12 protein-coding genes are annotated in these 13,230 nt (G+C 59.5%); 9 read left to right on the top strand and 3 right to left on the bottom strand.

Translation table 11 applies throughout. The annotated features are described in order from the left end of the window. Positions 1-19 precede the first annotated feature (19 nt). Positions 20-715 carry a Bax inhibitor-1/YccA family protein gene (locus LNV08_RS07100; protein ID WP_263532999.1) on the bottom strand — a complete coding sequence of 232 codons (696 nt, stop codon included), beginning with the start codon at positions 713-715 and terminating at the stop codon, positions 20-22. 173 nt (positions 716-888) lie between these two features. Here LNV08_RS07100 and LNV08_RS07095 point away from each other — a divergent pair, with 173 nt between their 5' ends. From LNV08_RS07095 to LNV08_RS07075, 5 genes are all read left to right on the top strand, one after another. Continuing rightward, on the top strand, positions 889-1,293 hold the full coding sequence (locus LNV08_RS07095) for a GlcG/HbpS family heme-binding protein (protein WP_263532998.1): 405 nt from the start codon (positions 889-891) through the stop codon (positions 1,291-1,293). Positions 1,294-1,533: 240 nt separating this feature from the next. Then, positions 1,534-2,694: a glutamine-hydrolyzing carbamoyl-phosphate synthase small subunit gene (gene carA, locus LNV08_RS07090; protein ID WP_263532997.1), complete on the top strand. Its 1,161-nt coding sequence runs from the start codon at positions 1,534-1,536 to the stop codon at positions 2,692-2,694. Positions 2,695-2,733: 39 nt separating this feature from the next. After that, on the top strand, positions 2,734-6,000 hold the full coding sequence (gene carB / locus LNV08_RS07085) for a carbamoyl-phosphate synthase large subunit (protein ID WP_263532996.1): 3,267 nt from the start codon (positions 2,734-2,736) through the stop codon (positions 5,998-6,000). A 91-nt stretch (positions 6,001-6,091) separates the two neighbouring features. Next, positions 6,092-6,568, top strand: a complete 477-nt coding sequence (greA, locus tag LNV08_RS07080) for a transcription elongation factor GreA (protein ID WP_263532995.1) — start codon at positions 6,092-6,094, stop codon at positions 6,566-6,568. A gap of 31 nt (positions 6,569-6,599) precedes the next feature. After that, complete coding sequence (locus tag LNV08_RS07075; RefSeq protein WP_263532994.1) at positions 6,600-7,007, top strand: DUF4149 domain-containing protein; 408 nt, start codon at positions 6,600-6,602, stop codon at positions 7,005-7,007. A gap of 13 nt (positions 7,008-7,020) precedes the next feature. Here LNV08_RS07075 and LNV08_RS07070 read toward each other — a convergent pair whose 3' ends face one another. After that, on the bottom strand, positions 7,021-7,497 hold the full coding sequence (locus LNV08_RS07070) for a YhbY family RNA-binding protein (protein WP_263532993.1): 477 nt from the start codon (positions 7,495-7,497) through the stop codon (positions 7,021-7,023). Positions 7,498-7,517: 20 nt separating this feature from the next. On the opposite strand from LNV08_RS07070, the gene LNV08_RS07065 reads away from it, so the two are divergent. From LNV08_RS07065 to glmM, 4 genes are all read left to right on the top strand, one after another. After that, positions 7,518-8,198, top strand: coding sequence for an RlmE family RNA methyltransferase (locus LNV08_RS07065; RefSeq protein WP_263532992.1), 681 nt, complete (start codon positions 7,518-7,520; stop codon positions 8,196-8,198). A 124-nt stretch (positions 8,199-8,322) separates the two neighbouring features. Beyond that, the gene (gene ftsH / locus LNV08_RS07060; protein WP_263532991.1) at positions 8,323-10,227 is read left to right on the top strand and encodes an ATP-dependent zinc metalloprotease FtsH; all 1,905 of its coding nucleotides are present in this window, start codon (positions 8,323-8,325) and stop codon (positions 10,225-10,227) included. 107 nt (positions 10,228-10,334) lie between these two features. Next, a complete protein-coding gene (gene folP / locus LNV08_RS07055) occupies positions 10,335-11,192 on the top strand; it encodes a dihydropteroate synthase (RefSeq protein ID WP_263532990.1) in 858 nt (285 codons plus the stop codon). A gap of 32 nt (positions 11,193-11,224) precedes the next feature. After that, positions 11,225-12,556 (top strand): phosphoglucosamine mutase, encoded by a 1,332-nt coding sequence (gene glmM, locus LNV08_RS07050; protein ID WP_263532989.1) that lies wholly within the window; start codon positions 11,225-11,227, stop codon positions 12,554-12,556. A 77-nt stretch (positions 12,557-12,633) separates the two neighbouring features. On the opposite strand, the gene LNV08_RS07045 is transcribed toward glmM, so the two are convergent. Then, the gene (locus LNV08_RS07045; protein ID WP_263532988.1) at positions 12,634-13,158 is read right to left on the bottom strand and encodes a YdcF family protein; all 525 of its coding nucleotides are present in this window, start codon (positions 13,156-13,158) and stop codon (positions 12,634-12,636) included. Between the last annotated feature and the right edge of the window lie 72 nt (positions 13,159-13,230).

Raw genomic sequence — 13,230 nt, 5'->3', positions numbered from 1 at the left:
TCTATTCTTTCTCGATCAATCAGTCTCTTTCGCCGCCGAAGATACCCAGCAGCGACAGCAGGCTCTGGAACACGTTATAGATGTCCAGATAGATCGCCAAGGTGGCCGAGATGTAGTTGGTCTCGCCGCCATCCAGCACGCGCTTGATGTCGTACAGCATGAAGGCCGAGAAGACAGCCATCGACAGCGCCAGCATCGTCAGCATCAGCGCCGAAGACTGGATGAAGATATTGGCCAAGCCGACCACCAGCAAGATGATGGCGCCGACGTACAAGAACTTGCCCATATTGGACAGATCACGCTTGATGACGGTGGCGAGCGTTGCCATCGCGAAGAAGATCGCACCGGTGCCGCCGAAGGCCATCATGATCAGGCTGCTGCCGTTGCGGAAGCCCAGAATCTGCGCCAGCATGCGCGACAGCATCAAACCCATGAAGAAGGTGAAGGCCAGCAACACGTAGACGCCGGTGCTGGAGTTCTTGGTCTTTTCGACCGCATACATCAGACCGAAGGCGCCGACCATGAACACCATCATGCTCATGCCCATGCCCATCGTGGCCATGATGCCGGTGGTCACGCCAACCCAGGCGCCCAGCACGGTCGGTACCATCGACAAGGCCAAGAGCCAATAGGTGTTGCGCAAGACGCGTTGGCGATCGACGGCCAAGCCGCTGTTGAGGGCGCCGCCGTATTGGTTTTGCAGGGTTTCGTTCATAAATCCTCCAGACTGAAAATTGGTGCGGATGCTTGAATCCGTGAGCACATCTCAAGCAGGACTGTAGCTTGAGTTCGCAATCTGCGCCTCGGGGTTGGCATCTAGCTCCTTGCGAGCAGACACCGGCCAGCCTCGCCTATTACAGTGCGGGCTTTAGCGAGGAGTTCAACAGCATGAAGCAAAAACCATTTATCGGACTGGAAGAGGTCAAACGCATTGCCGCTGCAGCCGAGGCCGAGGCCTTGGCAAATCAATGGGCAGTCTCCATCGCCATCGTTGACGATGGTGGTCATCTTTTGTGGCTGCAGCGCTTGGATGGTGCGGCAGCCATTTCCGCTCAAATCGCACCCGCCAAAGCGAATACGGCGGCCTTGGGGCGGCGCGAATCGAAAGTCTATGAGGACATCATCAATCAAGGTCGGGTTTCTTTCTTGAGTGCGCCGGGGCTGAGTGGTTTGCTCGAGGGTGGTGTGCCCATCATGGTGGACGGCTTTTGCGTCGGTGCGGTGGGTGTCAGCGGCGTGAAGTCGAGTGAAGATGCTCAGATCGCCCGGGCAGGTATTGCGGCTCTGGCCTGAATTGCGAGGGGTGGGGGAAGCGGCGGGAAAAAGTTACATCAGCATGTCAATCGAGTCTGCTAGGCATTGGTGAATACCCTGCTCGGGTATACTCAGCAGGTTTACCCGCAATAGTTTTACGCAACCACACGTACGCCCCGCGAAACTCCACCAGTTTCCTAATCCCGGATTCCGGCTCTTTGACTGTCCAGGTCTCAAAAAAGAGTAGAGCAGGGCGCGCGCTACTACCGGAGTCCCCCCGTGCTGCCCGAATTGCTCTCATCCCCCAAAGCGATCCTCGCCCTGGCAGACGGTACGGTCTTCAAAGGCTCCTCGATCGGTGCAGCCGGTCAGACGGTCGGCGAAGTGGTGTTCAACACCGCGATGACCGGCTATCAAGAGATCCTCACCGACCCGAGCTATTGCCGCCAGATCGTGACACTCACGTATCCGCACATCGGCAATTACGGCGTCAACGATGAGGACGTCGAGGCGCAGAAGATCCATGCCGCTGGCCTGATCATCAAGGAACCACCGATCCTTGACTCCAACTTCCGCAAGACCCGTAGCCTGGTGCAGTACCTGCAAGACGAAGGCACCGTGGCGATCGCCGATATCGATACCCGCCGCCTGACCCGCGTCTTGCGCACCACCGGCGCGCAAAGCGGCTGCATCATTGGCTTGGCCGCCGGCCAGGCCATCACCGACGAGTTGATTGCCAAGGCGATTGCGCTGGCCAAAGGGGCGCCCAGCATTGCCGGCTTGGATCTCGCCAAGGTCGTCAGCACCGAGGCCACGCACAGCTGGACCGAGACCGAATGGGTCTTGGGCAAGGGCTATGGTGAGCAAACGCAGCCGCGCTTCCACGTGGTTGCGTATGACTTCGGCGTGAAGAGCAATATCCTGCGCATGCTGGCCTCGCGCGGCTGCAAGATCACCGTGGTGCCGGCGCAAACGCCCGCGTCTGCCGTGTTTGATCTGGAGCCGGACGGCGTGTTCTTGTCCAACGGCCCCGGCGATCCGCAGCCCTGCGATTACGCGATCAAGGCCGCGGCGCAACTGATCGAGGCCGGCATTCCGACCTTCGGCATCTGCTTGGGCCATCAGATCATGGCGCTGGCCTCGGGCGCCAAGACCTTCAAGATGAAGTTTGGCCACCACGGTGCCAACCATCCGGTCAAGGACCTGGACAGCGGCCGGGTCAGCATCACCAGCCAGAACCATGGTTTCGCGGTCGATGCCGAAAGCCTGCCGGCCAATTTGCGCGCCACCCACATCAGCCTGTTCGACGGCACGCTGCAAGGCCTGGCCCGCACCGACAAGCCGGCGTTCTGCTTCCAGGGTCACCCCGAGGCCAGCCCAGGCCCCCACGATATCGCCTACCTGTTTGACCGTTTCATTGGCCTGATGGCCAAGTCCTGAAAACAGCACAGAACAGAACTAGGCGGACGGAGTAAAGACATGCCAAAACGTACAGACATCAAAAGTATTCTGATCATCGGGGCCGGCCCCATCATCATTGGCCAAGCCTGCGAATTCGACTATTCGGGCGCCCAGGCTTGCAAGGCGCTGCGCGAGGAGGGCTACAAGGTCATCCTGGTGAACAGCAACCCGGCCACCATCATGACCGACCCGGACACGGCCGACGTCACCTATATCGAGCCGATCACCTGGCAGGTGGTCGAGAAAATCATCGCCAAGGAGCGCCCGGATGCGGTGCTGCCGACCATGGGTGGCCAGACCGCCTTGAATTGCGCGCTCGACTTGCACAAGCATGGCGTGCTGGAAAAGTACAAGGTCGAGATGATTGGCGCCAACGAGAAGGCGATCGAGAAGGCCGAAGACCGCCTGAAGTTCAAGGACGCGATGACCAAGATCGGCCTGGACTCGGCCCGTTCCGGCATTGCGCACAGCATGGAAGAAGCGCTGCAGGTGCAAAAACGCATCGCGGCCGAGGTCGGCAGCAACGGCTTCCCGATGGTGATTCGCCCCAGCTTTACGCTTGGCGGCAGCGGCGGCGGGATTGCCTACAACCCGGAAGAATTCGAGGAAATCTGCAAGCGCGGCCTCGATCTGTCGCCGACCAGCGAGTTGCTGATCGAAGAATCATTGATCGGCTGGAAAGAGTACGAGATGGAGGTCGTGCGTGACAGCAAGGACAACTGCATCATCGTCTGCTCGATCGAAAACCTGGACCCGATGGGCGTGCATACCGGCGACTCGATCACCGTGGCGCCGGCCCAGACCCTGACCGACAAAGAGTACCAACTGCTGCGCAATGCTTCGATCGCGATCCTGCGCGAAATCGGCGTCGACACCGGCGGCTCGAATGTGCAGTTCTCGATCAACCCCGAGAATGGCCGCATGACGGTGATCGAGATGAATCCGCGTGTCTCGCGCTCATCCGCCTTGGCCTCCAAGGCGACCGGCTTCCCGATTGCCAAGATCGCCGCCAAGCTGGCCGTGGGCTACACCCTGGATGAGCTGCGCAACGACATCACCGGCGGCGTGACCCCGGCTTCCTTCGAGCCCAGCATCGACTACGTGGTCACCAAGATCCCGCGTTTCGCGTTCGAGAAGTTCCCGATGGCCGATTCGCGTTTGACGACGCAGATGAAGTCGGTCGGCGAGGTGATGGCGATGGGCCGCACCTTCCAGGAGAGCTTCCAGAAGGCCTTGCGCGGCCTGGAGACCGGCATTGATGGTCTGACCGAGCGCAGCAGCGACCGCGAAGAAATCATCCAGGAAATCGGTGAGCCCGGCCCCGAGCGCGTGCTCTATGTGGCGGATGCTTTTCGCATCGGCATGAGCATGCAAGAAGTGTTCGAAGAAACCGCTATCGATCCTTGGTTCTTGGCGCAGATCGAGCAGTTGGTGAAGATCGAGATGTCGCTGGCTGGCCGTTCCTTGGCCTCGCTGAGTGCCGACGAGTTGCGTCTGCTGAAGAAAAAGGGCTTCTCGGACAAGCGTCTGGGCAAGCTTTTGGCCACCAACCAGCATGAGGTGCGGCGCGCCCGCCATGCGCTGGGTGTGCGCCCGGTCTACAAGCGGGTCGATACCTGCGCGGCCGAGTTCAGCACAGAGACCGCCTATCTGTACTCGACCTATGAGGAAGAGTGCGAGGCCGAGCCGACCAATAAGAAGAAGATCATGGTCTTGGGCGGCGGGCCCAACCGTATCGGCCAGGGCATCGAGTTCGACTATTGCTGCGTGCACGCTGCGATGGCGCTGCGCGAAGACGGTTACGAGACCATCATGGTCAACTGCAACCCCGAGACCGTGTCCACCGACTACGACACTTCGGATCGCCTGTACTTCGAGCCGGTGACGCTGGAAGACGTGCTGGAAATCGTGGCGAAAGAAAAGCCGGTCGGCGTAATCGTCCAGTACGGCGGCCAGACACCATTGAAGCTGGCCCTTGATCTGGAAGCCAATGGCGTGCCCATCATCGGCACCACGCCCGAGAGCATCGATATCGCCGAGGACCGTGAGCGTTTCCAAAAGCTTTTGCATGAGTTGGGCCTGAAGCAGCCGCCGAACCGCACCGCGCGCACCGAAGATCAGGCCGTGGCCTTGGCCAACGAGATCGGCTATCCGCTGGTCGTGCGTCCGAGCTATGTGCTGGGCGGCCGGGCGATGGAAATCGTCCATGGCGATAAGGACCTGGAGCGCTATATGCGCGAAGCGGTGCGGGTGTCGGAGAAGTCACCCGTCTTGCTCGACCGTTTCTTGGAAGATGCGCTCGAGGTAGACGTCGACTGCATCAGTGACGGCGTCGATGTGATGATTGGCGGCATCATGGAGCATGTGGAAGCGGCCGGCATTCACTCCGGCGACTCGGCCTGCTCCCTGCCTCCCTACACCTTGTCCAAAGTCTTGCAGGACGAGTTGCGCAGGCAGACCGCAGCCATGGCGCGCGGCCTGAATGTGGTGGGCCTGATGAATGTGCAGTTCGCCATTCAGGGCGACGTGACCGGCGGCCTCGACGGTGCGACGGTCTATGTGCTGGAAGTCAACCCGCGCGCCTCGCGTACGGTGCCTTTTGTGTCCAAGGCGACCGGCCAGCAATTGGCGAAGATTGCCGCGCGCTGCATGGCCGGGCAAAAGTTGACGGACCAGAAGGACCGCAATGGCCGTGTGCCCGCCGAGGTCATCCCGCCTTACTTCAGCGTCAAGGAAGCTGTTTTCCCTTTCAATAAGTTCCCCGGTGTCGACCCGGTTTTGAGCCCTGAGATGCGCTCGACCGGCGAGGTCATGGGTGCCGCGCGCACCTTCGGCGAAGCGATGCTGAAGAGCCAGTTGGGTGCCGGCTCGCGCCTGCCGCGTCAGGGCAATGTCTTGATCACGGTGAAAAACGGCGACAAGGCACGCGCCTTGGTCGTGGCGCGTGATTTGCATGCGCTGGGCTTCGGTGTCGTGGCCACCAAGGGTACGGCAGCAGCGATTGCCGAGACCGGCGTGCCTGTCCGCGTTGTCAACAAGATCAAGGACGGCCGCCCGCACATCGTCGACATGGTCAAAGGCGGCGAGATTCAACTGGTCTTCACGACGGTTGATGAGACCCGCACCGCGATTGCCGACAGCCGTTACATCCGCCAGGCCGCTTTGGCCGCTCGTGTTACCTACTACACGACCATGGCAGGCTGCGAGGCGGCGGTTGAGGGTATGAAGCACCAGGACGGTTTGTTGGTGCAATCCCTGCAAGAGTTACATGCCGAACTGAACTAAACTCCAGGGCAACGAAATCCGCCGCAGCGCCTCGGGAGTTCCCGAGCCGCAGCGGCGGTTTCATTTTGTATTTCAAGCTTAGCGAAAAATCATGGCCACTATTCCACTCACCACATACGGTGCTGAAAAGCTCAAAGAAGAACTTCATCGCCTCAAGGGTGTTGAGCGGCATGCCGTGATCGCGGCCATCTCCGAGGCGCGCGCCCAGGGTGATTTGTCCGAAAACGCCGAATACGAAGCGGCCAAGGACAAGCAAGGCTTTATCGAAGGGCGCATTCTCGATATCGAAGGCAAGTTGGCGGCGGCTTTGATCATCAATCCCGCCGAGGTCGATGCCGGTGGACGGATTGTGTTTGGCACCACGGTGGATCTGGAAGAAGAGTCCACGGGCGCAGCCGTAACTTACCAAATCGTCGGTGACGACGAGGCTGATTTGAAACTGGGTAAGGTCTCTATCAGCTCGCCGATTGCGCGCGCCTTGATCGGCAAAGAAGAGGGTGATGTAGCCAATGTGCAGGCGCCGGGTGGCGTCAAGAGCTACGAAGTGGTCAAGGTCCGTTACGTCTAAGCAACAGGTGCTGCGCCGATCTCGTGCTGTATTGGCCGCCATTTGGGGCGGCTTTTTGCTTTGTATCGCATTTGCTGCCGCTCCCGCGGCCTTTGCGGTGTTGGAGCGGGCTCAAGCAGGCGAGTTGGTCGGTCGGCTTTTCGCGCTGGAAGCGCAGGTCGCGCTGGCCACTGCCTTGCTGCTGATTCTGATGGAGCGTCGCTTGGCGCGGGACACAGGTTCCAATAACCTGTCAGCAGAATTCTTTTTGCCGGCCGGGGCACTTTTTTGCACCGTGGCGGGCTATTACGCGCTGCATCCGATGATGGAGGCGGCCAAAGCCGGGCAGGGTTCATGGAGCTTCATGACCCTGCACGCTTTTTCTTTCGCTTTTTTTGGTTTGAAGACCTTGGCTGTGCTGGCTTTGGCTTGGCGCACCAGCAACAATTCCAAGGTCTGATTCGCGTCAGTTTTTACTGATCTTGGGCGTTCTTTTTGACGCTGGTCAGGCGCTTTTTAGCGCGCTTGATCTCGCCGCCTTGAGCAACCCGTTCGTTACCCAGAACGCGCAATTTCTTGACCTGTGGTCGGTGGTTGCCGCTCTTGGAGAATTTCACAATCTTGACCACGCGAGGACCGGCTTTGCCGTCACCGCCTTCGGCTTCTTCCTTGTCCGGCAGTGGCCGCCACAGCACCAGCAATTTGCCGATGTGCTGAATCGGGGCGGCATTGAGTTCCCCGCAAAGGGACGCAAAAATGCTTTCGCGGTTGGCGCGGTCGTCCGAGAAGATGCGCACCTTGATCAGCCCGTGGGCATTCAAGGCAGCGTCAGTCTCTTTGACGACAGCAGGGGTGAGTCCATCCGCGCCTATCATGACAACTGGGTCAAGATGATGGGCTTCGGAGCGTTTTTCCTTGCGCTGGGCAGGAGTCAATTGAATCGCAGGCATACGCGTATTATCCGTGCAACATGAAGATCAAGACTAAAAGCAAGAAACTTAATAAGACATGGTTGCATGAGCACATCAATGACCCCTACGTCAAGATGGCTCATCGCGATGGTTTTCGGGCTCGCGCAGCCTATAAGCTGAAAGAAATCGACGAAACCTTGAAACTGGTGCGTCCAGGCCAGGTGGTGGTCGATTTGGGCGCGGCGCCCGGCGCCTGGAGTCAATATTTGCGGCGCTGTTTTGCGCCCAAGGAGGCCGGCATCGGCGGCGCCGCTGTCGGCAAGCTCAACGGCACCATCATCGCGCTCGATTTGACCGAATGCGAGCCGATCGAGGGCGTGCAATTCATTCAAGGCGACTTTCAAGAGCAAGCCGTGCTGGATCAACTTGAAGCTGCATTGGCGGGGCGCGCGGTGGACTTGGTTGTGTCGGATATGGCACCCAATCTGTCTGGCATTGAAAGCTCGGACGCCGCGCGGGTGGCCGGCTTGGTGGAGTTGGCGATCGATTTTGCCCAGCAGCACCTGAAGCCCGAGGGTGCTTTGGTGGCCAAGGTCTTTCATGGCAGCGGCTACACCCAGTTGGTCGAGCAGTTCAAGGCGACCTTTAAAAAGGTCAAACCGATCAAGCCAAAGGCTTCCAAGGACCGGTCGACCGAGACCTTTTTGATCGGCATTGGGCTGAAACAGCCGAAGCGGTAATTCCGCGCTTTCGAGCGGGTTTGTCAAAAGCAGATTTAGCTCTTGACTGCCATAGAATCAACCCCATATGGCCTGCAGAGACCGCACACAGTGTGGTCAGGTTTGAGTGAATTAAGGAGTCTCGGTGAACAATCAGTGGTTCTCGAAGGTAGCTGTCTGGATAGTGATTGCCCTGGTGCTGTTCACGGTCTTCAAACAATTTGATCGTGGTGCGGCAGCCGGTGGGCAAATTGGCTATTCTGAATTTCTGGACGAAATTCAGGCGCACCGTATCAAGCAAGTGACCTTGCAAGAAGGTGGGGCCGGGACCGACATCCTTGCTGAAACCACTGATGGCAAGAAGCTGCGCGTCGCAGCCACCTATCTTGACCGCGGTCTGATTGGTGACCTGCGCAATAACGGCGTGAAGTTTGACGTCAAGCCGCGTGAGGAGCCTTCCTTCCTGATCAGCATGCTGATCAGCTGGGGCCCGATGCTGTTGCTGATCGGCGTGTGGGTCTATTTCATGCGCCAGATGCAGGGCGGCGGCAAGGGCGGCGCCTTCAGCTTCGGCAAGTCAAAGGCCAAGCTGCTCGACGAAGCCCAAAACACGACGACCTTCGCCGATGTGGCGGGTTGCGATGAAGCCAAGGAAGAAGTCAAAGAGCTTGTCGACTTCCTGAAGGATCCGTCCAAGTTCCAAAAACTGGGCGGCCGTATTCCCCGCGGCGTGCTGCTGGTTGGCCCTCCGGGAACCGGCAAGACCTTGTTAGCCAAGGCAATTGCTGGTGAGGCCAAGGTGCCATTCTTCGCCATCTCTGGTTCTGACTTCGTCGAAATGTTTGTCGGCGTCGGCGCGGCACGTGTGCGCGATATGTTCGAGCAGGCCAAGAAGAGCTCACCTTGCATCATCTTCATCGATGAAATCGACGCTGTTGGCCGCCACCGCGGCGCCGGCGTGGGTGGTGGTAATGACGAGCGCGAACAGACCCTGAATCAAATGCTGGTCGAGATGGACGGCTTTGAGACCAATATGGGTGTGATCGTGATGGCGGCGACCAATCGCCCGGACATTCTCGACCCTGCCTTGCTGCGTCCAGGTCGCTTTGACCGCCAGGTTTATGTGACCTTGCCGGATGTGCGAGGCCGTGAGCAGATTCTCAATGTGCACATGCGCAAGGTGCCGGTCGGTCAAGACATCCGCGCCGACATCCTGGCACGCGGCACGCCCGGCTTCTCGGGTGCCGATTTGGCCAATCTGGTGAACGAGGCCGCCTTGTTTGCCGCTCGCCGCAATGGTCGCGTGGTCGAGATGGTCGACTTCGAAAAGGCCAAAGACAAGATCATGATGGGCCCAGAGCGCAAGTCCATGATCATGCCGGAGGAAGAGCGCCGCAACACCGCCTATCACGAGGCTGGTCACGCTTTGGTTGCCAGATTGATGCCTAAGACTGACCCGGTGCACAAGGTCACGGTGATCCCGCGTGGCCGCGCCTTGGGTGTGACCATGCAGTTGCCCGAAGGTGATCGTTACAGCTTGGACAAGGAGCGCATGCTCTCGACCATCTCGGTACTCTTTGGCGGTCGAATTGCCGAAGAGGTGTTCATGAACCAGATGACCACCGGCGCTTCCAACGATTTCGAGCGTGCCACCGCGATTGCACGCGATATGGTGACCCGTTACGGCATGACCGATGAACTCGGTCCCATGGTTTATTCGGACAATGAGGGCGAGGTCTTCTTGGGTCGCTCGGTCACCAAGACCACCAATATGTCCGAAGAGACCATGCGCAAGGTGGATCTGGTGATCCGCCGAATCATCGACGAGCAATACGGTATTGCGCGTCGCTTGATTGAAGAGAATCAGGACAAGATGCATGCGATGGCCAAGGCCTTGCTGGAGTTCGAGACCATAGACGCCGATCAGATCGAAGACATCATGACCGGCAAGGCAGCCCGCCTGCCCAAGGATTGGACGCCTCCGAGCGGTGGCAAGTCCGATACTCCACCGCCACCGGTGAGCACCGATACCCCGGCTGCTGCGCTTTGATTTACTTGGGCTGAGATTTCAGTCTGGGCCAATACAAATTTCGGGGCCCGTCTTCACAGACGGGCCCCGATTTTCTAGGCAGAGCTGCTTTGGGTTCTCAATCTTCTATGCATTGGCACACCACGCGTTTCCAAATTGACCTGAGCCGCCCCCGGGTGATGGGCATCGTCAATGTGACGCCCGATTCATTCTCCGATGGCGGCCAGCACGCAGCACCAATGCACGCTATTGAGTGTTGCGAGCGCATGGTGCTGGACGGCGCTGACCTGCTCGATATTGGCGGCGAGTCCAGTCGGCCGGGGGCAAGCAGCTTGTCTGCAGGCGAAGAATGGGCTCGCATCGCGCCGGTGGTCTCGGCCGCGTTAAGCTTAGGCGTGGCGGTCTCCGTGGATACCTGCAAGGCTGAAGTTATGTCGCGCGCCTTGGACTTGGGTGTGGACGTCATCAACGATGTTCATGCGCTGCAAGACACGCAGGCTGTCAATGTCGTCCAAGCGCATGGGCTTTGCGGCGTTTGCTTGATGCATATGCGCGGCACACCCGCCACCATGCAGACCCTGACCGATTACGACGATCTGCTGAGCGATGTTGCGGGGTTTTTAGCCTGCCGCGCGGCAGCGCTGCGCTCGGCACAGATCGCGCGAGAGCGCATTGTTTTGGACCCCGGTTACGGTTTCGCCAAGACCACCGCACAAAATTTTGAGCTGCTGGCGCGCCAGGCGGAACTGCTGGATCTGGCTTATCCGCTGTTGGTCGGGTGGTCACGCAAGCGCGCGCTGGGCGACGTCACCGGGCGGCCGGTTGGTCAGCGTTTGGCGGCCAGTTTGGCGGCGGGTCTGGCTGCAATTGCGCAGGGCGCAAAGATCTTGCGTGTGCACGATGTCGCATCAACCGTCGATGCGATCAAGGTTTGGCAGGCTGCGTCGGCTCAGACCTCGGCTAGTCATTTTGCTGAACGACAATAGATCAATATTTCGTTTTTAAAGGGATGCTCACAATGAGCCGTAAGTATTTTGGTACCGATGGTATTCGTGGCACGGTCGGGCAAGGCGCGATCACACCTGATTTCATGCTGCGCCTGGGCCATGCCGTGGGGCAGGTCTTGCGTAAGAACGGAGGGCGCCCCAGCGTCTTGATTGGTAAAGACACGCGCATCTCCGGCTACATGATCGAGTCGGCTTTGGAGGCGGGTTTTGCCTCGGCCGGTGTCGATGTGCTGTTGACGGGCCCTTTGCCCACACCCGGCGTGGCCTATATGACCCGCGCTCTGCGCCAGGATCTGGGCGTGGTGATCAGCGCTTCACACAACCCTTTTGCCGACAACGGCATCAAGTTTTTCTCGGCTAAGGGCGAGAAGTTGTCAGACGCCTGGGAGCAAGCGGTCGAGTTGGCGCTGGAGGATCCGCCGACCTGGATCGACTCTGCCAATTTAGGTCGTGCCCGCCGCATTGCCGAAGCCCGTGGCCGCTATATCGAGTTTTGCAAGAACAGCTTCGGCCAGGATCTCAGCCTCAAGGGTTTGAAGATCGTCATTGACGCGGCCAACGGTGCGGCCTACCACGTGGCACCCGATGTGTTCCATGAGTTGGGCGCCGAAGTGATTTCGATCGGTTGCAGCCCCAACGGCTTCAATATCAATGACGGCTGTGGCGCGACTTCGCCGGCGGCCCTGGTCGCTGCCGTCAAAGAACATGGCGCGCATTACGGTGTTGCACTCGACGGCGACGCCGATCGCTTGCAACTGGTGGACGGCGAAGGGCGTTTGTACAACGGCGATGAGCTGCTGTATTTAATGGTCGCGGACCGCCTGGCCCAAGGCGGGCAGGTGCCAGGTGCGGTCGGCACCTTGATGACGAATATGGCGGTCGAACTGGCCATCAAGGCCCTGGATGTGGACTTTGTGCGCGCCAAGGTGGGCGATCGTTATGTGTTGGAAGAACTCAGCGCACGAGGCTGGCAACTGGGCGGGGAGGGTTCTGGCCATCTGCTGGCTTTGGACAAGCACACCACCGGCGATGGCATCGTCAGCGCGCTGCTGATTCTTCAGGCGGTGATGCGCACCGGCAAGAGCATGTCTCAGCTCTTGGCACCGGTCACCTTGTTCCCGCAAGTCTTGATCAATGTGCGTCTGCAAGCGGGCCAGGACTGGAAGAGCAACGCCCAGCTGGCGCGTGTGCAGGCCGAAGTGACGGCCGAGTTGGCAGACCGTGGTCGGGTTCTGATCCGGGCCTCGGGTACCGAGCCTTTGTTGCGCCTGATGGTCGAGGCGAGCGACGGTGCGACGGCGCAGCGCTGTGCCGAACGCTTGGCCGAGGCGGTCAAGAGCTAAAGAGCCAAGAGGCTCAATGCCTGGTCGGCAGTGCTTCTTGTTCCAGCGCTGCCGATTTGCTGCCATGTCAGCGACATTCAGTGGCCGGTCTGCAGCCCAATCCATTCATAGATCGCAAAGCGAACCCGCAAGATGCCGTCGTCCGACGGCATCCAGTCCCGCAACTCCGATTTGCCGTCGCGCTGCAAGCCGACCGGGGCGGCTAGGATTTCGATGTCGCCCTGAGCTGCGGCGCTGAAAGCTCTCAAGGAGCGAGGCATATGCTGCTCATGGGTCACCAAGACGATCTTCTTGATGCCATCGGCGCGGAGCATTTGCAGACTGAGTGCGGCGTTTTCGCGCGTGTCGCGCGAGCCGCCCTCTGCCCATCTCAAGCTGTTGCCAAATTCTTCCTGCGCGATTCGCTGCGCAATTGTGGCCTCGCTGTCTTTCTGGCGTCTGGCCGCCCAGCCTATGCCGCCGGAAAAACCCAGCGGTGCCTTGATCTGCTTGGCCAACCACACGCCGTAGCGCAGTCTTTGCAGGCTGATGGTGTTCAGGCTTGGCCCATCGTACTCAGGCGCATATTGACGGGCGCCACCGCCCAGCACCAACACCGCCACGTCTTTTTGAGTCTGGCTGCGCTGCGCCAGCTCGGCATGTCCTGCGTACTCAAGGCCGCTGGGGTGTGCAGC

The organism is Paucibacter sp. TC2R-5, assembly GCF_025717605.1.
Lineage (GTDB): Bacteria > Pseudomonadota > Gammaproteobacteria > Burkholderiales > Burkholderiaceae_C > Paucibacter_A > Paucibacter_A albus.
This window is presented reverse-complemented; position numbering and strand designations above follow the sequence as displayed.